This window comes from Methylobacterium aquaticum, assembly GCF_001043915.1.
In the GTDB taxonomy this organism is placed as follows: Bacteria; Pseudomonadota; Alphaproteobacteria; order Rhizobiales; family Beijerinckiaceae; genus Methylobacterium; species Methylobacterium aquaticum.
The window spans coordinates 12300-35353 of sequence record NZ_LABX01000007.1 but is presented as its reverse complement, the minus strand read 5'-3'; the positions used below and the strand labels follow the sequence as shown (position 1 = coordinate 35353).

Genomic DNA, 23054 nt, shown 5'->3' with positions numbered 1-23054 from the left:
TGGGTGTTTTGCGACAATGCCGTGAAGGTTGCCGGGGGGAGCAATGGCGCGTCGGCGCGGGGGCTGGGCGCAGGCCCCGCCGCGAGGGGATGGCGCCGGCCCGACCGGTTTTTAGGCCCACCCGCATGGCGGGCGGCAGGCTTCCGTCGGATCGTGTCCCGATCCCGGTTGCGAGGTGATCGCGTCCTGTCGAACGCCGCGTCGGGGCGGCGATCCGGCGTGCGGGTCATCCCAACGGTCGTCGGAAACGACCTTTTGGTCCGTTCTCGAGTCTTCGCCAAGACTCTGACTTGGCATCGAACTTGCCTGGTCTTGAACTTGGCATCGAAAACTCGAGATGGGTCAACGGCCCGATGCGTCAGCATCGTGGGCCGTTGGAGTCAGTACCAGCCGCGGGCCGGGGCGGCCTCTGTCGGAAGGGTGTCGAGGCTGGGGGCGGTGGTCCGGTCGCGTCCGATGGAGGACCTGTGCGACGCAGCCCGCACCAGTCTCCATGACAGCCGGACGGCGGCCTCCTGTCCGGCGGGCCTCGGCCGCCTCACGGGGTCACGGCGATGGCCGAGACGAGCCGGCCGTAATCGGCCTCCGCCCGATGGGTGGTCCGGCGGTAGCTGAAGAAGCGGTCCGGGTCGGCATAGGTGCACAGGTTCAGGTTCGCCACCTCGCCGAGGCCGGCCCGGGTCAGCCGCGCCACGATATAGGCCGGCAGATCGAACAGGCTGTGGGACGCGCGCTCCGGGCTGGCCGTGAAGTAGCGCGCATTGTCCGGATCCGCCGCCTCGAACCGCTCGCGGAATTCCGGGCCGACCTCGTAGGCCGCCGCGCCGATCGTAGGCCCGAGCACCGCGACGATGCCGGTGCGGTCGGCGCCCAGGCCCTCCATGGCCGTGATGGTCGCCTCGATCACGCCGGTGAGCGCACCCTTCCAGCCGGCATGGGCGGCCCCCACCACCCGGTTGACCGGATCGGCGAACAGAATCGGTCCGCAATCGGCCGTGAGGATGCCGAGCGCGAGGCCGGGCTCCCGGGTCACCATCGCGTCGGCGCGGGGGCGCTCGGCGAAGGGCGCCTCGACCACCACGGCCTCTGCCGAGTGGATCTGGTAGAGGCTCACCAGAGTCTCCGGCGGCAGCGCGAGCTGTGCCGTCATGCGGCGGCGGTTCTCCCGCACCCGGGCCGGGTCGTCGCCCGAGCCGAGGCCGCCGTTGAGGGACGCATAGAGCCCCTCCGACACGCCGCCCTGCCGGGTGAAGAAGGCGTGGCGGATGCCGGAATGGGAACTCAGCGCGGGCGCTTCGATGAACATGGCGGGGTCGTCCTGGGGCGGGGCGTCCCGCAGGATCGCCGGACAATCGTGTCGAAAGCGGGAAAGGTCTCAAAGGCCCGGCAGGGCCGGCTGGTTCGGTCCCGCGATTCCGATCACCTTGAACAGGTGACCCATGCCGCGGGGGCTGCGGTCGATCAGGCGGTCGGCCCCGGCTTTCACCGCTTCGGCCTGGCCCGGGCTTGCCCGGGCCGCCAGCCGCTCCGCCCGCTGGGCGAGGCCGAGCGCCAGAAGGAAATCGGCCTGCGTCACCGGCCCGTGCACCACGGCGCCTGCCCCCGCGGCGCCGCGGGCGAGGGCCGCGAAATCGACCTGGGTGGTCAGGTCGGTCTCGCCCGGGGCTTCCAGGGGATCGGCGAAACGGTGGCGTGCCACCGCCTGGAGCGTGTCGGCGGTGCCGCCATAGAGATCGCCGTAATCGATGGCCAGCAGCGCGCCGCCCGCCCGGGCGAGGCGACCGGCGATCCGGCGGGTGAGGTCGAGGGAGACGGCCGGCAGGGTGAGGATCGCGCCGGGCGTTCCGTCCGCGGCGATCTCCGGCGTCGGGTCCGGGCTCAGGCCGAAGGCGAGGGTATCGCCATCGAGGCCGATCCGGCGCTCGCACCAGCCGCGCGCGGTGCGCTGGTACTGGCGCACCGGCAGGGCGTCGAAGAATTCGTTGGCGAGCAGGATCGCCGGGCCGTCCGGCAGGGTGTCGATGGCTTCGTGCCAGTGCGGCGCCACGGCCGCGAGCGCACGGCCTTGCGCCGCCCGCAAGGTGGGGCTGGTCTCGACGAGGTGGAGGTCGGCTGCCGCCAGGCAGTCGGGCGCCGCCGCCTTGAGCGCGCGCACCGCATCCGCCATCAGCGTGCCGCGGCCGGGGCCCAGTTCGATCAGGCGGAACGGAGCCGGGCGACCGAGCCCGTGCCAGACCTCGGCCGTCCATAGGCCGAGCAACTCGCCGAAGATTTGGCTGATCTCCGGCGCGGTGGTGAAGTCGCCGGCGGCCCCGAGCGGATCGCGGGTCCGGTAATAGCCGTGGACCGGATGGCCGAGGCAGAGCGCCATGTAGCGCTCGATGGTGATCGGCCCCTCCACGGCGATCAGGCGGCGCAACTCGCCGAGGAGCGGCGTCCCGCTCACGCGGACGTCACTTCCGCTGAATCGGCGGCGCTCCCGTCGAGCCGCGGACGGGGTCTCGTGTCGCCGCGCAGGGCCCGCACGATGAAGACGGCGCCGGCCAGCACCATCGGCACGCAGAGCAGCATCCCCATGGTGATGCCGCCGCCGAGCGCCCCGACATGGGTGCCGAACAGGAAGCCGAGCTGCGGGTCGGGCTCGCGGAAGAACTCGCAGGTGGTGCGGGCGAGGGCGTAGCCGACGACGAACAGGCCGCCCAGAAGGCCGGGGCGGCGGAAGCCGCAGGCCCGCACCGCGATCGCCATCAGGACGAACAGCACCAGCCCCTCGCCGAAGGCTTCGTAGAGCTGGCTCGGATGGCGCGGCAGCGGCCCGCCATTCGGGAACACGATGGCGTAAGGAAAGTCCGGCGCCGGCCGGCCCCACAATTCGCCGTTCACGAAATTGGCGATGCGGCCGAAGAACAGCCCGATCGGTACCACCACGGAGGCGAGATCGAGCATCGCGTAGGTGTTGAGGCCGCGGCGGCGGGCAAACAGCACCAGGGCCAGCACTGCCCCGAGGAAGCCGCCATGGAACGACATGCCGCCCCGCCAGATCGCCAGGATCTCGGCCGGGTGGGCCAGATAGGCGGCGAGGTTGTAGAACAGCACGTAGCCGATGCGCCCGCCGAGCACGACGCCGAGCGCCACCCAGACGATCAGGTCGTCGATGTCGAGGGGGTTGGGCCGGCGCACCGCGCCCCAGAGCGACGGGGCCGAGACCAGGCGCTTGGCATAGTACCAGCCGCCCACCAGGCCCACGATGTAGGCGAGGGCGTACCACTTGATCTGCAACGGCCCGATCGCGACCGCGACGGGGTCGATGGCGGGGAAGGGCAGGGCGAGGAGCGGAGGCATCGGGCGGGAGAGGTGAACCTGTGGCGGGGCGGCGTCAAGGCCGCTCTCCTAGCGCGAAAGCGTGTCGGTCGTGCGGCGTGACGGTGACGGGTGTCGGGCTGTCTCGATCCGGTCCGACACCGCAGAGGCGCGGGATCCTCACTCTCGGGTGACGATGCCTTGGGAAGACAGGGGGGGCGGGTTCACCCTCTCCCCCGGCAGCGGGCCGAGGGTACGCCGCCTCGGGCGGGCGTCACGCCGCTGGCGCCACCGCCGCCGCATGGGACGCTACCTCCCGCGGCTGCCCGTCGAGGAACAGCCGGTAGGCGGCGTTGTCGGTCTCGTCGACATGCTCGTAGCCAAGATCCGCCAGCGCCGCGGCGAACTGGCCGCGCTCGACCTCCGGCACCTGGATGCCGGCGAGCACGCGGCCGTAATCGGCGCCGTGATTGCGGTAATGGAACAGCGAGATGTTCCAGGTCACGCCGAGGCTGTCGAGGAACTTCAGGAGCGCGCCCGGCCGCTCCGGGAACTCGAAGCGCAGCAGCCGCTCGTCGGCGAGGCCGGGCACCCGGCCGCCGACCATGTAGCGGACATGAAGCTTCGCCACCTCGTTGTCGGTGAGGTCGACGAGCGGGTAGCCGAGACTGCGCAGCTCCGCGATCAGCGCCTCCTTCTCGGGCCGGCCCCCGGCGAGCTGCACGCCGACGAAGATGTGGGCTTCGGCGCCCGGCGCGTATCGGTAGTTGAACTCCGTGATGGCGCGCCGGCCGAGCGCCCGGATGAAGGCGCGGTAGCTGCCCGCCCGCTCCGGGATGGTGACGGCGAACAGGGCCTCGCGGCGCTCGCCGATCTCGGCCCGCTCGGCGATGTGGCGCAGGCGGTCGAAGTTGAGATTGGCGCCGCTGTTGATCGCCACCAGGGCGCCGGAACCGGCCTGTCCGCGCGCGACGTATTCCTTCAGGCCCGCCACCGCGAGGGCGCCGGAGGGCTCGGACATCACGCGGGTGTCGTCGAACACGTCCTTGACCGCGGCGCAGATCGCGTCGGTATCGACGGTGATCACCTCGTCGATGTACTCGCGGCAGAGCCGGAAGGTCTCGGCCCCGGCCTGGCGCACGGCGACGCCGTCGGCGAAGAGGCCGACCGTGTCGAGGACCACTCGGTCATCGGCCTCGATCGCCGCCTTCATGCTGGCGGCATCCGCCGGCTCGACGCCGATGACCTTGGTCTCCGGCCGCATGAACTTGATGAAGGTCGCGACCCCCGCCGCGAGGCCGCCGCCGCCGACCGGCACGAACACCGCCTCGATCGGGTCGCCGTGCTGGCGCAGGATCTCGAGGCCGATCGTGCCCTGGCCGGCGATCACGTCCGGATCGTCGTAGGGATGGATGAAGGTCAGGCCCTGCTCGGCCTCCAGCGTCTTGGCATGGGCATAGGCCTCGTCGAAGGCGTCGCCGTGCAGCACCACCTGGCCACCGCGGGACTTCACGCCCTCGACCTTGATCGCCGGGGTGGTGCGCGGCATCACGATCACCGCGGTAACGCCCAGTTTCTTGGCGGCGAGCGCCACCCCTTGCGCATGGTTGCCGGCCGAGGCGCAGATCACCCCGCGGGCCAGCGCCGCCGCCGGCAGCCCCGCCATCTTGTTGTAGGCGCCGCGGATCTTGAACGAGAAGACCGGCTGGAGATCCTCGCGCTTGAGCAGCACCTTGGCGCCGAGGCGCTGCGACAGCCGCGGCATCGGGTCGAGCGGGCTCTCGATGGCGACGTCGTAGACGCGGGCCCCGAGGATCTTCTTGATGTAGTCGTGCACGGCGTCAGGTCATGATCTGAGGGCGAGGGGCGCCTCGCCGGAGGCGCCGCAATAGCGGGTTTCGCTGCGGGATGCGAGCTTGACCGCTGCGCGGCTGAGTCAGCGGGCGGTCTCGCCGACGCTGCGGGAGATCCACTTCGCCACCATCGGGCCGGTGACGATGACCACGAGGAGCCGCAGGGTCTGCACGGCCAGGACGAAGGACACGTCCGAATGGGTGCCGATCGCGATGATCGCCACCGAATCGAGCCCGCCCGGGCTCGTCGCCAGGAAGGCGGTGAGAAGGTCGATCGGCAGCAGGAAGGTGAGCCCGAAGGCCCACAGGCCGCACAGCGCGATCAGCCCGAAGGTCGCCACCAGCACGCCCGGCAGCGCAAACAGCGTCGCCCGCACGGTGGCGGGGGTGAAGCGCAGGCCCACCGTCCAGCCGATCGCCGCATAGGCGAGCGCGAGCAGCCAGGACGGCAGGGCCAGGTCGGCGAGCCCGGCAGCGTGGAGCGTGGCGCCGAGGACGAGCGGGCCGATCATCGCCCCGGCTGGGATGCGCAGGCGCAGGCCCAGCCACGCGCCGAGGCCGGCGATCGCCAGGGTGGCGAGGACCGCGAGCGGCGCCGGATCCATGCCGGAGCCGGGGGCTGCGGCGCTGCCGCCGGCGAGGAAGCGGGCGACCAGCGAGGCGGTGAGCGCCACGCAGGCGACCCGGACATATTGCATGACGGCGACGAGGCGCGGATCGGCGCCGAACTCCTCCGCCATCGCCACCATGGCGGAGGCGCCCCCCGGGGAGGAGCCCCAGGCCGCGGTGGTGCCGGGCAGCAGGCGGATGCGGGTGAGGACCCAGCCGGTGAGGGAGGCCGCCACCATGGTGACCCCGACCACCGCCAGGATCAAGAACCCGTCCTCCAGCAACGTCGCGGCGATCGAGGCATTGACCGCGTGGGCGACGAGGCAGCCGACCATTGCCTGCGCCGCCTGGAAGCCGCGCTTCGGCACCCGGATCGGCGCACCCCGCACCCCGAACACGATGCCGGCCAGCATCGGCCCGAGCAGCAGCGCGGCCGGGAAGCCGGCAAGATGAAACACCCCGGACAGCGCTCCCGAGGCCAGGACGAGGCCCGCCCACAGGGCCACGGCGCGGGGCAGCGAGCGGCGTGGATCCGGCGGGGCGGGAGGCATGGCGTCCTGTGGCGTGAGGCAATCGCGTCCGGTCGCTACACGGGAATCGCCGTCCTGTCGCGACCGGCCCCCGGCTCGTCCGGCTGCCCGAGAGGCAGCGTTGCGTGCGGCGCATGCTGGCGGAAGAAGGCGGCGAGATCGGCCAGGCCCTCCACCCGCGGATCGCTGGCGCGCCACGCCAGCGCGATGGTGCGGCACGGCCCCTCGGGCCCGAAGCGGCGGCAGACCGTGAGTCCGGTCGGGTCCGGTCCGGGCGGGGCGGCGAGGGCCGGCAGCAGGGTATAGCCGGCTCCCGCCGCCACCATCGAGCGCAGGGTCTCCAGGCTGGTGGCGTGGCGCCCGCTCGCCGGCCCGCCGCCGCAGGCGGCGACCGTCTGGTCGCGCAGGCAATTGCCCTCGTCGAGGAGCAGCAGGTCGGGCCCGGCGAGATCGCCGGGGAGCGGCGGCGGTCCGGCCGCGAAGGCATGCTCGACCGGGCAGGCGAGCAGGAACGGCTCGTCGAACAGCGGCACCACCGTCAGCCCGGATTCGGGGATCGGCAGGGAGATCAGGGCCGCATCGGCCCGCCCCTCGCGCAAGGCGTCGAGAATCTCGGCCGTGCGCCCCTCGCTGAGCGCCAGGGCGAGATGCGGGAAAGCCTGGCGCAGGCCACGCAGCACCCGGGGAAACAGGTAGGGCCCCAGCGTCTGGATCGCCGCGAGCACGAGGCGGCCGCGCAGGCCGTGTCCGGCCCCCTCCCGGGCGAGCAGCAGGAGCGCCCTCGCTTCCGCCAGCACCGCACGGGCCTGGCGCACGACTGCCTGGCCGCTCGGGGTGAGCAGCACCCGGCGGTTCGAGCGCTCGAACAGGACGAGGCCCAAAGCCTCCTCCAGCTTGCGCACCTGGACGCTCAAGGTCGGCTGGCTCACGGCGCAACGCTCGGCGGCGCGGCCGAAATGGCCTTCCTCCGCCACGGCGACGACGTATTCGAGGTCCCGCAGGGACAGGCCGGAGACATTCATAGGCCCCGTCTATCAGACGCTTCGCAACGATGCATTTGTTTTGAGGGCGCGCGACGGCCATACGCTGGAGCCGGACCAGTTCCAGGGTGTTGGCTGGCCGGCCGGCACCCCATGTGAGTGGTCCTCGCACGGTGTCCCCCCCGTCCCGGCACGCCGTGCCTGCACGTCAGAGGAGTTCCCATGAGCGACCAACGCCCGATCCTGACGACCCGCCAGGGCCATCCGGTCCGCGACAATCAGAGCCTGCGCACGGTCGGCGAGCGTGGCCCGGCGACCCTCGAGAACTACCAGTTCATCGAGAAGATCACCCATTTCGACCGTGAGCGGATCCCCGAGCGCGTGGTGCACGCCCGCGGCGCCGGCGCCCACGGTTGGTTCGAGGCTTACGGCACGATCGGCGACGAGCCGGCCTCCAAGTACACCCGCGCCCGCGTCCTCAACGAGACCGGCGTGAAGACGCCGATGTTCGTGCGCTTCTCGACCGTGGCCGGCGCCAAGGAGAGTCCGGAGACCGCCCGCGACCCGCGCGGCTTCGCGGTGAAATTCAAGACCGTCGACGGCAACTGGGACCTCGTCGGCAACAATCTCAAGGTCTTCTTCATCCGGGACGCGATCAAGTTCCCGGACATGATCCACGCCTTCAAGCCCGATCCGGTGACCAACCGCCAGGAAGCCTGGCGCTTCTTCGACTTCGTGGCGGCCCACCCCGAGTCGATCCACATGGTGACGCACCTCAAGTCGCCCTGGGGCATCCCGGCCAATTATCGCGAGATGGAAGGTTCGGGCGTCAACACCTACAAGCTGGTCAACGACCAGGGCGTGGCGCATCTCTGCAAGTTCCACTGGATCCCGAAGCAGGGCGTGCGCAACCTGACCTCGGCCCAGGCGGCCGAGATCCAGGGCCGTGACGTCGGCCACGCGACCAAGGACCTGTACGACAATATCGCCGCCGGCAACTTCCCCGAATGGGAGTTCGCGGTGCAGATCATGCCGGACGGCCCGAACGACCACCTGTCCTTCGATCCGCTCGACGACACCAAGCTGTGGCCGGTGGACCAGTTCCCGCTGCTGCCCTGCGGCCGCATGGTGCTCGACCGGGTGCCGGACAACTTTTTCGCCGATGTCGAGCAGTCGGCCTTCGGCACCGGCGTGCTGGTCGACGGGATCGACTTCTCGGACGACAAGATGCTCCAGGGGCGCACCCTGTCCTACTCGGACACCCAGCGTTACCGCGTCGGCCCGAACTACCTGCAACTGCCGATCAACGCGCCGGCGCCGGGCGTGAAGACCTCGACCAACCAGCGCGACGGCCAGATGACGTTCTACGTCGACGGCGTCGGCGAGAACAAGCACATCAACTACGAGCCGAGCACGATCGGCCAGGGCCTGCGCGAGGCGCCCAAGCCGGCGAAGGAGTACCACCAGCCGGTCGAGGGCCAGCTCGGCCGTTACCAGACCAGCCGCACCGAGGACGACTACACCCAGGCTGGCGTGCGCTACCGCTCCTTCGAGGCGTGGGAGCGTGAGGACCTGATCGCCAACCTCGTCGCCGACATGAAGGAATGCCCCGAGGCGATCCAGCTCCGGATGGTCTGGCACTTCTGGCACGCCGACGAGGATTACGGCCGCCGCGTTGCCGAGGGCGCCGGCATCGACCTCGAGAAGGCCAAGGCCCTGCCGCCGCTCCCGGGCCGCGCCGCCCCGGGCCAGCGCCTGACGGCCGAGACCTACACCGACGGCTCGCAGGCCCATAAGGTTGCGGCCGAGTAAGATCGACACAACTTCTGCGTGATATACTGACGAGCCCTGTCCGGATACTGTCCGGGCGGGGTTTTCCGTAAGGAAAGCATGGTGGTGCGGTGGTCGCGATGGTACCGTCCGCGTTGCGCGGTCGCGTGATCGGATGCCTCGTATGCCCGTAGCCAGTTCCAGTACGATGACGCTCGGTCGTGCTCTGCGGGATGACATGGATGAGCGGTCCCGGTCCTGCTGCGAGCCGGAGATCGTCGAGGCGCCACCAAGCCAGCACGCGACCCGATCCGACGTAAAGGCGTGCGAATCGGCTTTGCGGACCGAGATCAAGACGATCGAGACGGCCTTGCGCAGCGAGATCCGGTCTCAGGTCTCCGAGGCGCGGGGCGATCTCATCAAATGGCTGGCCTGCGTGGTCGGGCTTCAGACCGTTGTCCTGGTTGGTGCGATCGTCGCCCTCGTCTGCGTCGTCGGGTCCTGAAACCGGCTGTCTCCCGGCCTTCCGCCGAGGAGCCCCGCCAGCGACGACGCCCCCGACCCCGGCGCCGCGATCGACGCCGCCACTTCGGGCGCACTCGCCGGCATGTCGGCTGGAGCGCGGTGGGGGCCTATTGTTTCCGTGCGACGAATCGGGAGGACAGGACATGCGACGGCGGATCGAGGGCGGTTCGAGCTTCGAGCGCGACTACGGCTATTCCCGTGCGGTGGTGCAGAACGGCTTCGTGTTCGTGGCCGGAACCACCGGCTACGACTACGCCGCGATGACGATGCCGGAGGATGCCGGGGCGCAGGCCGAGGCGTGCTGGCGCACGATCGCGGGCGTGCTGGACCAGGCCGGCTCGTCGCTCGATCAGGTGGTGCGGGCGACCTACTACGTCACCGACCGGACCGACGCCGAGGCGGTGCTGACGGTCTGCGGCCGGGTCCTGCGAGACGTTCGCCCGGCCGCCACCCTGGTGGTGGTGGCCGGCTTGCTGCGCCCGGAGATGAAGGTGGAGATCGAGGTCACGGCGGTGATGACCGGCACGATCTCGACGATCTGAGAGCCGTGGTCGTCGAACACCCCGGTTCGGATCACTCCTCCGCCGCGCACCGCGCCGCGCCCGATTCCGCCGCGTCGCACCACTCCTGGCCGGTCCACAGCCGCACCTGAACGGTGGCGACGCCGTTCTCCACGGTGATCCGGTTATAGGCGTTGGGCTCGTTGCCGCGCAGGCGGGTCGAGGTGGCGGAGCCGGCCTGGACCGCGAGCAGCCGCCGGCCGGTCGCCTTGGCCTCCGGCCGGTCGATCTCGGCCTTCGGGCCGTCCGGCGTCGGCTCGGCGAAGCGGGCATAGCCGCGGTGGAGATGGCCCGCCAGCGTCAGACCGACGCCGTGGCGCTGAAAGGCGTCGAGCGCCTCGTCGGCCCGCCCGACCAGGCGCGCCTCCTCGTCCCAAGGCGGCGGCATGAACGGATGGTGGCCGACCACGATGCGAAACAGTCCCGGCGGCAGGGCGTCGAGCTTCGCCTCGGTGCGCCGGATCTGTGCGTGGGTGATCTTGCCCTGCGACCAATCGGTCTCCGGCGCCCAGGTCCGCACGGTGTTGAGGCAGATCACCGCGATCTCGTCGTCCTGGAAGACCGGCTCGGTCTCGGGCGCGACGTAGCGCTTGTAGCGCCGGAACGGATGGAAGAAGCGCTGCCAGAGCCGGAACGGCGAGATGTCGTGGTTGCCCGGCACGGCGATCCAGGGATGCGGCAGCCGGTCGAGGAAGGCTTTGGCGTCGAGGTATTCCCGGGTGCGGGCGCGCATGGTGAAGTCGCCCGAGATGATGATGAGGTCAGGGCGGTCGCGGGTCAGCTCCGCCACCAGCCCTTCGACCACTGCCGGGTCGGTGCGGCCGAAATGCAGGTCCGAGATATGGGCGATCCGCTTCATCGGGGATTCTCCGCCGGCACGAGGACCCGCAGGGAGCCGGGGCGGAGGCGATAGCGCAGGGGTGGGGCGATCAGCACGACCTCTCCGTCATTCATCACCCGCACGGCGCGGCCGCGGGCATCAAGGGTCAGGGCATCGGTCTCGTGCCGCTCCAGCTCGGGCAGGCGGCGCCACTCGCCGATTGCGAAGCCGAGCCCGAGCCGCACGAGCCGCGCCGCCGACAGGGTCTCGACGAGGTAGAGCGTGAAGTGCCCGCCGTCGACGCCCGCCCGGGACAGAACCTGCCCCACGCCTTCCCGATAGTCGCCGCAGACGACGGCGAGCGTTCGGAAACGCACCCGCCGGGTCTCGCCCCCGAGGGTGAGCAAAGCCCGGTCCCGCGGATAGCGGCCGAGATGGCGCAGGAGCCCGGCGGCCATGCGGACCATGTCGAGGAGTCCCATCCGGCCCCGCTTCGCCTCGCGGTGGCGCGCCATCCGGGCCGGCATGCCCAGCACCGAGTTGATCAGGAAGACATGCCCGTTGACCTCGCCGGCATCGATCGCCCGCACATGGCCCTGCGCCAGCACCGCGATGGCGGCGTCGAGGTCGACCGGAACTCCGAGATCCTTGGCGAGCAGGTTCATGGTGCCGAGCGGCAGGATGCCGAGGGGGATGTCCTGGCCGGTGAGCGCCTGCGCGGCGCAGGCCAGGGTCCCGTCGCCGCCCGCGACGGCCACGGCGTCGATGCCGGGCGCCTCCGCTGCCGCCGCCAGCCGCTCGGGCAGGGGGGCATCGGGGCGCGGCTCGGCCACAACCTCCAGTCCCGCCGATTCCAGGCGCTCCCGCAGGGCCTCCGGGGTCAAGCCGCCATCGACCAGGGAGCCCGCCGCGACATTCGCCACCAGCACGACCCGGCGGGTGGGCGCTTCACTGTTCTGATTCGTCACGCGGTTGCCCCGGGCGGCGAGGGTGCCGCCCGGGGAGGATGCCGGCCCTGCATCTCAGGCAGATGGCAGAACCGGACGATCTCACGTCGGCGCTGATCTGAGGCCCGTTTCACCCCACCCTCGACCTCATCCTGAGGTCGAGGGTGGGGTGAGATCAGACAATCGGATCGACCCTGTCTTCACGCGGCCTGCCTGGCCGCCTCGCCGTAGAAAGTCCCGCCCGTCTCGGCCATCGCCACCAGCGTCGCCGGTGCGGCGAAGCGGGCGCCGTGCTTGGCCTCCAACCTGCGGCACAGCTCCACGAACCGCGCCGCGCCCATGCCGTCGATGTAGGACAGGGCGCCCCCGGTGAACGGCGCGAAGCCGAAGCCGAGGATCGAGCCGACATCGGCCTCGCGCGGGTCGGTGACCACGCCTTCGCCGAATGTACGGGCCGCTTCCAGCGCCTGGGTGACGAGGAGGCGCTGCTTCACCTCCGAAAAATCCACCGCATCCGGGTCGAGCCTCGTCTCCTGGAGGTCGCGCAGGCCCGGCCAGAGCTTCTTCGAACCTTGCTCGGGGTAGTCGTAGAAGCCCTTGCGGTTCTTGCGGCCGAGCCGGCCCTCGCCCTCGACGAGGGCGGTGAGGACCTTCTCCTGAACCGGGTTCACCGCCGCCTCGCCGACCTGAGCCTTGGTCGCCTTCACGATCTTGAGGGCGAGGTCGACGCCGACCTCGTCGTTGAGCGAGAGCGGGCCGACCGGCATGCCGGCCTGACGCCCGGCATTCTCGATCATCGCGGCCGGTATCCCTTCGGCCAGCATCAGGTGGCCTTCCAGGATATAGGCGCCGACGCAGCGGTTGGCGAAGAAGCCACGGGCGTCGTTGACCACGATCGGAGTCTTCTTGATCGCCCGCACATAGTCGAGGGCAACGGCCAGCGCGCGCTCGCCCGTCGCCTTGCCCATGATGATCTCGACCAGCATCATCTTCTCGACCGGCGAGAAGAAGTGGATGCCGATGAACTGCTCAGGACGCGACGACGACTTGGCGAGCCCGCTGATCGGCAGGGTCGAGGTGTTGGAGGCGAAGATCGCATCCGGCCCGATCACCGCCTCGACCTTGGCGATCACCTCGGCCTTGACCTTCGGGTCCTCGAACACCGCCTCGACGACGAGGTCGCATCCGGCGAGCGCCGCGTAATCACCGGTCGCGGTGATGCGCGCGAGGAGCGCCTCGCGGTCGGCGGTCTTGGCGCGGCCTTTCATGATCTGGTCGGAGACCAGCTTGTGCGCGTAAGCCTTGCCCTTCTCGGCCGCTTCAGCGGACTGGTCGACCAGCACCACCTCGAGCCCGGCCTGGGCCGAGACATAGGCGATGCCCGCCCCCATGAAGCCGGCGCCGACGACGCCGACCTTCTTCAACGGCACGGCGCCGACGCCTTTGGGCCGCCTTGCGCCCTTGTTCAGCTCGCCCATCGACAGGAACAGGGTGCGGATCATCGCCGCCGCTTCCGGCGAGCGCAGGATCTTGGCGAAGTACCGGCTCTCGACCTTGAGCGCCAGGTCCATCGGCAGTTGCAGGCCCTCGTAGACGGCGTGCAGGATCGCCTTGGCGGCCGGATAGTTGTCGTGGGTCTCGCGGCGGTAGATGGCGTTGGCTGGCGGCCAGGTCATCATGCCGGCGGGCGAATAGACCTTGCCCGATGGCGCCTTGAATTTCGGCTGGTCCCAAGGAGCCACGGCCGAGCCGCCGGCCTTGATCCATTCACGCGCCTTCGCGACGATGTCGCCGCGCGGCGCGACGGCGTGGACGAGGCCCATGTTGCGGGCCATGAGCGGGCGGATCTGCTCGCCCTTGAACAGCATCTGGAGGGCATCGCCGGTCTGCATCAGGCGGGCGACGCGCTGGGTGCCGCCGGCGCCCGGAAACAGCCCGACCTTGATCTCGGGAAGGCCGACCCGGGTCTTGTCGTCGTCGGACAGGATCCGGTGGTGGCAGGCGAGCGCCAGCTCGAAGGCGCCGCCGAGGCAGGTGCCGTGCACGGCCGCCGCGAACGGCTTCCCGCAGGTCTCGAGCTTGCGGTAGAGCAGGGTGAGCCGGCGCGATTCCTCGAAGAAGAAGGTCATCGCCTCCTCCTCGCCGCGCTCGCGGGCGAGCCGCGCATAGGCGGCGCCGAGCCCTTGCAGCATGGTCAGGTCGGCGCCGCCCGAGAAGGTGTCTTTACCCGAGGCGATCACGCAGCCGTTGATGGCGGCATCCGCCACCACGGCGTCGATGATCTGGTTCAGCTCGTCCATCACCTCCGGGGTGACGACGTTCATCGAGCGGCCGGGCATGTCCCAGGTGGCGAGCGCCACGCCGTCGGCATCGGTCTCGAAGCGGAAATTCGTGAGGTTCATGGTGAGGGCCTCGTGAGATCGATTACGGCTTGGCCGGGGCCGGGGCGGGGGCAGGCGCCGGCGTCGGTGCCGGCACGCCTTGCGGCGGCGTCTGGCCGTTGCCCTGCTGCGACATCGCCGCCAGCGAGAGCAGGTTCATCATCCTGGTCACCGCGTCCTTGGTGATCGTGGTGACCATCGAGGTCGGATCGGCGTTGAGCGCCTGGAACTTCTGGTAGACAGGATCGTCGTAGATTCCCGCCAGCCGCTTCAGCTCGGCCGCATCGAACTTCTGGGCGTATTCCTTCGACAGGCCGTCGACGAGGGTGTCGCGCTCCTGCGCGAAGGTCTTGTCGAGTTCCGGTCGCATCTTGCCGGCCTGCTCGGCGCTCAGCGAGGCGAGGGTCTTCTCCTCGGCCTGCTTGAACGCCTGCGTCAGGTTGCGGGCGACGGTCTTGGTGACGATGTCGCGGGCGAGGGTCAGGCGCTCGTCGTCGGCCCGGGCGGCGCCGGCCAGCACGAGGCCGAGGGCGAGCCCTGCGACGAGGCGGGGGAGGGGACGCATCATGCTCACACCCGCTCGATGATGGTGGCGGTACCCATGCCGGCGCCGATGCACAGCGTGACGAGCGCCGTCTGCTTGCCGGTGCGCTCCAGCTCGTCGAGCACGGTGCCGAGGATCATCGCGCCCGTGGCGCCGAGCGGATGGCCGAGCGCGATGGCGCCGCCATTGACGTTGACCTTGGCCGGATCGACGTCGAAAGCCTGGAGGAACCGGAGCACCACCGCGGCGAACGCCTCGTTGACCTCGAACAGGTCGATGTCACTGACGCTCAGCCCGGCGCGCGCGAGCACCTTGCGGGTGACGTCGACAGGGCCGGTCAGCATCAGGGCCGGGTCCGAGCCGATATTGGCGAAGGCCCGGATGCGGGCACGGGGCTTCAGGCCCGCCTTCGCGCCGGCAGCGTGCGAGCCGATCAGCACCGCGGCGGCGCCGTCGACGATGCCCGAGGAATTGCCGGCATGATGGACGTGCTCCACCGCCTCGACATCCGGATGCGCGTCGATGGCGACGGCATCGAAACCGCCCATCTGGCCCATCTGGACGAAGGAGGGCTTCAGGCTCGCCAGCGACTGCATGTCGGTGCTCGGGCGCCGGTGCTCGTCATGGTCGAGGAGCGTCAGGCCGTTGACGTCGCGCACCGGCACGACCGATTGCTTGAAACGGCCGTCCTCCCAGGAGCGGGCGGCGCGCTTCTGCGACTCGACGGCATAAGCGTCGCACTCGTCGCGGGTGAAGCCGTACTTGGTGGCGATCAGGTCGGCCGAGACGCCCTGGGGCATGAAGTACGACTTGATGGCAATGGCCGGATCGACCGGCCAGGCGCCGCCGGAGGCGCCGATGCCGATGCGGCTCATCGATTCGACGCCGCCGCCGACCGCCATGTCGTGCTGGCCGCTCATCACCTGGGCGGCGGCGAAGTTCACCGCGTCGAGGCCGGAGGCGCAGAACCGGTTGATCTGCACGCCCGGCACGTGGTTGCCGTAATCGGCCACGAGGGCGGCAGCCCGCGCGATGTCGCCGCCGGCCTCGCCGACCGGATCGACGCAGCCGAGGATGACGTCGTCGACGAGCGTCGTGTCGAGGGCGTTGCGGTCCTTGAGGGCACGCAAGGCGGTTTCGGCGAGGCGAAGCGCCGTCACCTCGTGCAGCGAGCCGTCGGGCTTGCCGCGGCCGCGGGGGGTGCGGACGTGGTCGTAGATGTAGGCGTCGGGCATGGGGCGTCTTCCCGGAGGTGTCGTGCGGCGGCTCCCGAGGGGAGGGCGCCGGGGAGGGGGAGCGCGCCGGTCAGGCGCGCTCCGCGTCGATGCGGGCGATGCGGCGCTCGTGGTCGTCGAGGCGATGGCCGAGGGCCCCGAAGGCGGCCACGACCGCGTGGGTCAGGCCGGTCACGCGGGTATCAAGCTCGTCGATGCGGGCTTCGACGTGGTCGAACCGACTCTCGACCTTGGCTTCCAGCCGCTCGACCTTGCGGTCGAGCGGTTCGATCGACCCGCGGATGGCGCGGAGATGTTCGAGGACCAGGTTCTCGAGTTCGGCCATCGGGGTGGCTCCGTGGGTACGGGTCGGAGCCTAGAACAGCTCCGCCGGCACTGCCATGACGGCGTCCGACCCGGCCGAGATCCGGGCCAGCCGCGTACCAGTCTCCGGCAGCACGCGCTCGACGTAGAAGCGGCCGGTGGCGAGACGCGCGTCGAGGCGCTCGGCGATGCCCTCGCCGGATGTCTTCTTCTCGGCCGTCGCCTTGGCGATCCGGCCCCACATGTAGCCCAGGGCGACGAGGCCCATCAGGTGCATGTAGTCGGTCGCAGCGGCGCCGGCATTGTCGGGCTTGGCCATGGCGTTCTGCATCAGCCACATCGTCGCCTGCTGGAGATGGCCGAGGCTCTTCATCAGGGGCGCGCAGAACGCCTTGAGCGTCTCGTCCTCGGCGTTCTCCTTGCAGAAGCCTTCGACCTCGGCGAGGAACCGCATCATCGCCCGGCCGCCGTCGCGCGGCAGCTTGCGGCCGACGAGGTCCATCGCCTGGATGCCGTTGGCGCCCTCGTAGATCTGGGCGATGCGGGCGTCGCGCACGAACTGCGACATCCCCCATTCCTCGATGTAGCCATGGCCCCCGAACATCTGCTGGGCGTCGACCGCGTTGGCGAAACCCCGGTCGGTCAGCACGCCCTTCACCACCGGGGTGAGGAGGCCCATATGGTCCTCCGCCGCCTGGCGGGCGGCCGGGTCCTCGGAGCGGTGGGCGATGTCGGCCTGGAGCGCGGTCCAGATGACGAGGGCCCGGGCCGCCTCGTTGAAGGCGCGGATGGTCAGGAGCGTCCGGCGCACGTCCGGGTGGACGATGATCGGGTCGGCGGGCTTCTCGGGCGCCTTGGCGCCGGTCAGCGCCCGGCCCTGGAGCCGGTCGCGGGCATAGGCCACGGCGTTCTGGTAGGCGACCTCGGACTGGCCGAGGCCCTGGATGCCGACCGCGAGGCGGGCCTCGTTCATCATCACGAACATCGCGTTGAGGCCGCGATTGGCCTCGCCGACGAGCCAGCCGGTGGCGCCGTCGTAGTTCATCACGCAGGTGGCGTTGCCGTGGATGCCCATCTTGTGCTCGATGGCGCCGCACGACACCCCGTTGCGGGCGCCAAGCGCACCGTCGGGCCCGACCAGGAATTTCGGCACCACGAAGAGCGAGATGCCCTTGGTGCCGGCCGGCGCACCCTCGATCCGGGCGAGCACCAGATGGACGATGTTCTCCGACAGGTCGTGCTCGCCGGCCGAGATGAAGATCTTGGTGCCGGTCAGTGCGTAGGAGCCGTCGCCGTTCGGGACGGCCTTTGTCTTGAGCAGGCCGAGATCCGTGCCGCAATGCGGCTCGGTCAGGTTCATCGTCCCGGTCCAGGTGCCCTCGATCATCTTCGGGAGATAGGTTTGCTTCTGCTCCTCGGAGCCGTGCACCAGGAGAGCGGCCATGGCGCCCTGGGTCAGGCCCGGATACATCCCGAGCGCGATGTTGGCGCCGGAGACGAATTCCTGCATCACGCTGTTGAGGGTGTGGGGCAGGCCCTGGCCGCCATACTCGGTCGGCATCGACAGGCCCATCCAGCCGCCGCCCGCATAGGCATCATAGCCGGCCTTGAAGCCCTTCGGCGTCGTCACGCGGCCATCCGGATGGCGGGTACAGCCCTCGGTGTCGCCGACCCGGTTGAGAGGGGCCAGCACCTCCTCGCAGAGCTTCGCGCCTTCGGCGATCACCGCCTCGACCACGTCGGGCGTCGCCTCGGCGAAGCCGGGCAGGTTGCTGTAGCGCGCGAATCCGAACACGTCGTTGAGGAGGAACAGCACGTCCTCCACCGGCGCCTTGTAGCTCGGCATGTTTCCCCCGCTCCCACGTTTGGTCCGCGGCAACTCCCGCGGCGAGATAGTTCATATGTAAACTATCTGGGTGCGGAACGGCAAGGGGCAGCCGGCGCGCGGCCGGGTTTCACGGGTGAAAGGGTTGACGATTCGATCCTGGCGGCGCCCGCCCCCGCAGGGCGCCGCCCGGTCCGTGTCGTGCCCCGTCAGGCGCTCGTCACCGGCTTGCCGTAGCCCCGCAGCGCCTCGAGGGCCCGCTCGATCTCCGCCTTCTGGTTCTCCAGATGGGTGATCTGCTCGGCGACCTGGGCCGGGGACAGGGCGAGGGTCGCCCCGGCTTCGGCCAGTTCGTCGCCATCGACCATCGCGGCGATCTCGCGCAGGGTGAAGCCCAGCTCCTTGCCGCGCAGGATCGTGGCGAGGCGCGAGCGGTCGTCCTCGGTGTAGAGCCGGGTCGTGCCGCGGCGCTGCGGATGCAGCAGGCCCTTCGCCTCGTAGAAGCGCAGCGCCCGCAGCGTCACGCCGAACTCCTCGGCGAGGTCGCCGATGGTGAGCGTCGCCGGAGTGGCCGAGCGGCCGGCCGGCCGGCCGGTGCGCGAACCGGACCCGCCGGAGCGAGCGGGTGCCCCCCTGCTGCTCTCGGTCTGCCGATCATGAGCCATAGCCGTTTCCCCCGTTCAGAGACGCGATCGTCCAACCAGCGGCGCCACTCGGGCCCCTCTGTGACACAAAGAAGGTCAAATGACCTACCTAAGGGAAAGGTAACGTCAACTTGAGCGTGTGTTACTTACGGTAAAAAATCATAAATCTCAATGACTTGCATCGGAAATCACATTACCGTTACAGGGCCGGAAAACGCCAAGAACGGCTCAGGATGCGGTTCTTGGCGCCGAAAAGTCACTCGGAAGTTGTGAGCAAAAATTGACCATGATGGGGTTGCGCGTGCAACGAACAAGCCTGTGCCGTTGCCTCGCGCGCGTCGCACGCGCGCGTCGCGCGCGACGCTAAAGAGGCGAAGCCGTGCGACCCTGCCGCCCCCAACCCATCCTCACACCGACGTCAGGTCGATGCTTAACTGCTTGTTTACCGTGCGGATCGAAAGTGCCGTCAGGAACCTTCAAGGCTGCTGCCACTGACCGGATCTTCAGGATCGAGCAGGGCGCCAGGTTCCTGCCGGTGACGAGCCGGCGCCTATCCGCGAGATCCTCAGGCCCCTTGCGCAGAGCCCGCTATGAGACGGACCGCTCCAACCCTCGATGCCTTCGACCCGGAGTTGCGTGATGCCGCCCGCGAGGCGGCACGCCGCGCCGGGTTGTCGGTCGACGAGTGGCTCGCCGAGGCCATCAGTGAGGGCTCGGCCCGCGCCGGCGTGCGCCAGTCCCGCCGATCATCGGGCTCCCGGCGCATGCGGCAGGACGTGTTCCCGGGAACCGACCTGGCCGAGTCCCGGCGCGCGGACCGGGCATGGCCGCAGGAATCGCGGCCGCAGCGTTCGCGTCACGGGCGGTCCCACGGCGTCGACCACGCCCCCGACCCTGCACCGCCCCAGGCCGATCCGGCTCAGGCCGCGGCGATCCCGGCGGCCCTGGGCCAGCCCGTCCTGCCCGCCATCCCTCCGGCCGACGACCCCCGGCTGATCGAGGCGGTGGCGGCGATCGGCCGGCGCCTGGACGCGATCGACGAACGCATCAGCGCAAGCCGCGACGCCACCGACGAGGCCGTCGCCAAGGCCGTGCACGGCATCGAGGCGCGCCTTGCCGACAATGCGCCGCGGGAGACCGCCTCGCGGCCGGCGGGCCGGCGCGGTCGCCCGGCCCCCAACAGCCTTGCCGCCGCGGTGGCGGAGATCCGCCAGCGCCAGCAGCAGCTCGACGACGGCCCATCCGTGGAGGACCAGGAGATCCTGGTCGACGGCCTGCGGCGGGATCTCGCCCGGGTGATGGAGACGACCGAAGCCGCCGCCGACAAGCTCTCCCCGGCGATCGCCGGCCTTCAGGCCGAGACCTCGCGCCTGCGCGACTCGATTGGTACCCTCGCCACGAGCGGCGATGTCGGGACCCTCGAACAGGCGGTCCGCACCCTCGCAGACGAGGTGCAGCGGGCTCGCGAGCCGGCCGACCTCGTCGCCGTGGCGGGGCCGATCGACCTGATGCGGGTCCAGGTCGGCCGCCTCGCCGAGGATGTCGCCGCCAACGTGCATGCCCGGGTGGCCCAGGACGTCGAGCGCCTGGCGCAACAGGTCGACGGGGCGCTGGGCGCCGACCGGACCGGGCTCGCCGACCGCGACGCCATCGCCAAGCTGTTCGGCGAACTCGACGAGATCCGCGGCCGCCTCTCGGCGCTCGCCGAGCCGGCCCGGGTGCAGAGCCTGGCCCGCTCGGTCGACGAGCTGACGGAGACCGTGGCCCGGCTCGGCAGCAGCATGCTCGACAGCCCCGCCTTGATGAAGGAGCTGCGGCCTCTTCTGGAGGAGATCCGCGAGGGGGTGCGCGCCCCGGCCGCCGACGCGCCGGCCCTGGCCCAGGGCATCGCCGATCTCGACCGCAAGCTCGACGACCTGCGCGCCGAGCGCCGCGAGCAGCCGAACGCGACCGGCGCCATCCTCGGCCGGATCGACGCGCTCTCGGCCAAGGTCGATCAGGTCGCGGCGGTGAGCACCGTGGGCGACGTGATGGATCGCCTGGAGCAGATCGGCGATGCCCTGCGTCAGCCGGCGCTGCCGAGCAGCGACCTCGCGTCGATCCACGGCATGCTGCGCAGCCTCGCCGACAAGCTCGACCGGGTCGGTCAGGGCGCGGGCAGCGAGGCCCTGGACGGCCTCGAGCGGCAGGTCCTGGCGCTCGCCGGCCGCATCGACACCCGCGGCAGCGACCCGGCCCTGGCGGGCCTGGAGCGCACCATGGGCGATCTCCTGGCCCAGGTCGCGCTGCTGCGCGACGAGGCGCCGATCCAGGCCGCGGCGGAGCGCGCCGCCCGCAGCGTCGCCGATTCGATCGGGGCCGAGACCAAGGGCGCGGCGGTGTCCGACGGCCTCGGCGGCCTCCAGGCGGTGCTGGCCGACATGCAGGCGCAGCAGGCCGCCGCCGACAAGCGGCTCCAGGCCACGATGGAGGGGGTGCATTCCGCCCTCGAGCAGCTGGTGTCCCGGCTTGCCCTTCTCGACGGCGAGCGCCGCAGCGAGGCGGTTCCCCCGGCCGCCACGGTGGCGGCCCCGCGCGCCGCGCGCCCGCTGCGCGACTCCCTGCGCGAAACCACCGCCCCGTCTCAGGCTCCGGTCGCGGAGCCGCGCGCGGCCCGGCGTCCGGAGGCGCTCCGCGCCGCTCCGCCGAGCCCGGCGGACGAGATGATCGAGCCCGGCGCCGTCCGTCCGCACCCGAAGCAGGGCGAGGCCAAGACCGCCCCGAGGATGCCCGCGCCGAAGATGCCGGCCCCGGACATGCCCGATGCGGAGATGCCCGCAGGCGACATCAAGGCGAGCTTCATCGCGGCAGCGCGCCGCGCGGCCCAGGCCGCCGCGGCCGAGGCCGCCGGCGCGAGCCAGTCCCCGTCCATCGTCGAGCGCAGCGGCGAGGCCAAGGGCAGCCTGGTCGAGCGGCTGCGGGCCGCAATCGAGCGCCGCCGCCGGCCGCTGCTCCTCGGCATCGCGGCGATCGTGCTCGCACTCGGGACCTTGCAGGCCCTCCAGGGGGCCGGCTCGCGCGGGACCGCACCGGCGGCGGTCTCCCACGAGGCGACGGCACCGGTCGACCCGGCAACGACCCAGGCCACCGGCGCGCGCGCCCTGCCCAGGAGCACGCCCTCGGTCGCCGCGCCCGCCGCATCGGCGCCGGATGCCAAGGTCGCCGAGACGAAAGGGCCTGACACGAAGGCGTCCGACGCGAAAAGCGCGGACACCAGGGCCGCGGACGCGAAGTCCGTGGATGCGAAGCCAGCGCCCGCCAAGCCCGAGGCCGCCCCCCAGAAGGGAGCGGAGACGGGTGCGGAAGCGGCCAAGCCCGCCCTTGCGGCCAAGCCCACGCTCGCGGCCAAGCCGGGACTGCCGCGGGTGAGCGACATGGCGTCGCTCAGCCACGACCTCGCCGGTGTCCCGGCCGGAGCCTCGTCCCTGCGCCAGGCGGCGCTCGACGGTGACGGCTCTGCGATCTACGAGCTGGCCAGCCGCTCCGTCGACGGTCGCGGCCTGCCGCGGGACACCGCGCTTGCCGCCAAGCTGTTCGACCGTCTGGCCGGGGCCGGCTACGCCCCGGCGCAGTACCGCCTCGGCAGCCAGTACGAGAAGGGCCTCGGCCTCGTCCGCGACCAGGAGAAGGCACGGCTCTGGTATGGCCGCGCGGCGATGCAGGGCCATGTCCGGGCGATGCACAACCTCGCGGTGATGCTGGCGGAATCCGGCGCCGCCGGCGGCAAGCCCGACTATACCTCCGCGGCGACCTGGTTCCGCAAGGCCGCCGAGTACGGGGTGCGCGACAGCCAGTACAACCTCGCGGTGCTGCTCGCCCGCGGGCTCGGCGTCACCCAGGACCTGCCCCAGGCGTATGGCTGGTTCGCCGCCGCCGCGGCCCAGGGCGACGACGATGCCGGCCGCAAGCGCGACGAGGTGGCGGGCAAGCTGACGCCGAAGGATCTGGCTGTGGCCCGCAGTGCCGCCGACGCCTGGAAGCCGAAGACGTCCGACCCGACGGTGAACGATCCGCCGCCGGCCCGCGTCGAGACCGCGGCGAATCCGGGCGCCATGTCGCTGATCGGAGCGCCGCCGCCCCTCAGCGTCGGCCGCAGCACCGGCAAGGTGTGATCGCCGGCACCTCGGCACATCGACGGGCGCGGATCGGAGACGGTCCGCGCCCGTCCGCGTCGCGGTTTCCCTCGGCG

At 70.9% G+C, this 23054-nt stretch carries 18 protein-coding genes; 4 read left to right on the top strand and 14 right to left on the bottom strand.

Annotated elements, in window-relative coordinates:
- Positions 1-538 precede the first annotated feature (538 nt).
- The 6 genes from pgeF to VP06_RS00935 all read right to left on the bottom strand — a co-directional run bounded on the left by pgeF (position 539) and on the right by VP06_RS00935 (position 7314).
- Positions 539-1306 carry a peptidoglycan editing factor PgeF gene (gene pgeF / locus VP06_RS00960; protein WP_048461955.1) on the bottom strand — a complete coding sequence of 256 codons (768 nt, stop codon included), beginning with the start codon at positions 1304-1306 and terminating at the stop codon, positions 539-541.
- 69 nt (positions 1307-1375) lie between these two features.
- Positions 1376-2446 (bottom strand): class I SAM-dependent methyltransferase, encoded by a 1071-nt coding sequence (locus VP06_RS00955; RefSeq protein ID WP_048461954.1) that lies wholly within the window; start codon positions 2444-2446, stop codon positions 1376-1378.
- Complete coding sequence (gene lgt, locus VP06_RS00950) at positions 2443-3342, bottom strand: prolipoprotein diacylglyceryl transferase (RefSeq protein ID WP_048461953.1); 900 nt, start codon at positions 3340-3342, stop codon at positions 2443-2445. The genes VP06_RS00955 and lgt overlap by 4 nt, the downstream gene beginning before the upstream one ends.
- A gap of 232 nt (positions 3343-3574) precedes the next feature.
- The gene (gene ilvA, locus VP06_RS00945; protein WP_048461952.1) at positions 3575-5137 is read right to left on the bottom strand and encodes a threonine ammonia-lyase, biosynthetic; all 1563 of its coding nucleotides are present in this window, start codon (positions 5135-5137) and stop codon (positions 3575-3577) included.
- Positions 5138-5236: 99 nt separating this feature from the next.
- Positions 5237-6313, bottom strand: a complete 1077-nt coding sequence (locus VP06_RS00940) for an AbrB family transcriptional regulator (RefSeq protein ID WP_048461951.1) — start codon at positions 6311-6313, stop codon at positions 5237-5239.
- 35 nt (positions 6314-6348) lie between these two features.
- Complete coding sequence (locus VP06_RS00935; protein ID WP_048461950.1) at positions 6349-7314, bottom strand: LysR substrate-binding domain-containing protein; 966 nt, start codon at positions 7312-7314, stop codon at positions 6349-6351.
- Positions 7315-7494: 180 nt separating this feature from the next.
- On the opposite strand from VP06_RS00935, the gene VP06_RS00930 reads away from it, so the two are divergent.
- From VP06_RS00930 to VP06_RS00920, 3 genes are all read left to right on the top strand, one after another.
- Positions 7495-9084, top strand: coding sequence for a catalase (locus VP06_RS00930; RefSeq protein ID WP_048461949.1), 1590 nt, complete (start codon positions 7495-7497; stop codon positions 9082-9084).
- Between the two features lie 196 nt (positions 9085-9280).
- Positions 9281-9547 (top strand): hypothetical protein, encoded by a 267-nt coding sequence (locus VP06_RS00925; protein ID WP_156295388.1) that lies wholly within the window; start codon positions 9281-9283, stop codon positions 9545-9547.
- 163 nt (positions 9548-9710) lie between these two features.
- Entirely contained in the window at positions 9711-10109 is a 399-nt protein-coding gene (locus tag VP06_RS00920; protein WP_048461947.1) for a RidA family protein, read from the top strand.
- A gap of 31 nt (positions 10110-10140) precedes the next feature.
- Here the strand turns inward: VP06_RS00920 and VP06_RS00915 are convergent, their stop codons facing one another.
- From VP06_RS00915 to VP06_RS00880, 8 genes are all read right to left on the bottom strand, one after another.
- A complete protein-coding gene (locus VP06_RS00915; RefSeq protein WP_048461946.1) occupies positions 10141-10986 on the bottom strand; it encodes a metallophosphoesterase family protein in 846 nt (281 codons plus the stop codon).
- Entirely contained in the window at positions 10983-11915 is a 933-nt protein-coding gene (locus VP06_RS00910) for a diacylglycerol/lipid kinase family protein (protein WP_048461945.1), read from the bottom strand. The genes VP06_RS00915 and VP06_RS00910 overlap by 4 nt, the downstream gene beginning before the upstream one ends.
- Positions 11916-12094: 179 nt before the next feature.
- Positions 12095-14296, bottom strand: a complete 2202-nt coding sequence (locus VP06_RS00905) for a 3-hydroxyacyl-CoA dehydrogenase NAD-binding domain-containing protein (protein ID WP_048461944.1) — start codon at positions 14294-14296, stop codon at positions 12095-12097.
- Positions 14297-14318: 22 nt separating this feature from the next.
- Positions 14319-14843, bottom strand: coding sequence for a DUF2059 domain-containing protein (locus VP06_RS00900; RefSeq protein WP_048461943.1), 525 nt, complete (start codon positions 14841-14843; stop codon positions 14319-14321).
- Positions 14844-14845: 2 nt separating this feature from the next.
- Positions 14846-16054, bottom strand: coding sequence for an acetyl-CoA C-acetyltransferase (locus tag VP06_RS00895; protein ID WP_048461942.1), 1209 nt, complete (start codon positions 16052-16054; stop codon positions 14846-14848).
- 70 nt (positions 16055-16124) lie between these two features.
- Complete coding sequence (locus tag VP06_RS00890; RefSeq protein ID WP_048461941.1) at positions 16125-16379, bottom strand: hypothetical protein; 255 nt, start codon at positions 16377-16379, stop codon at positions 16125-16127.
- Positions 16380-16409: 30 nt separating this feature from the next.
- Positions 16410-18203, bottom strand: a complete 1794-nt coding sequence (locus VP06_RS00885; protein WP_048461940.1) for an acyl-CoA dehydrogenase C-terminal domain-containing protein — start codon at positions 18201-18203, stop codon at positions 16410-16412.
- A gap of 188 nt (positions 18204-18391) precedes the next feature.
- Positions 18392-18847: a MerR family transcriptional regulator gene (locus VP06_RS00880; protein ID WP_048461939.1), complete on the bottom strand. Its 456-nt coding sequence runs from the start codon at positions 18845-18847 to the stop codon at positions 18392-18394.
- A 569-nt stretch (positions 18848-19416) separates the two neighbouring features.
- Here VP06_RS00880 and VP06_RS00875 point away from each other — a divergent pair.
- Positions 19417-22977 carry an SEL1-like repeat protein gene (locus VP06_RS00875; protein ID WP_048461938.1) on the top strand — a complete coding sequence of 1187 codons (3561 nt, stop codon included), beginning with the start codon at positions 19417-19419 and terminating at the stop codon, positions 22975-22977.
- Positions 22978-23054 lie beyond the last annotated feature (77 nt).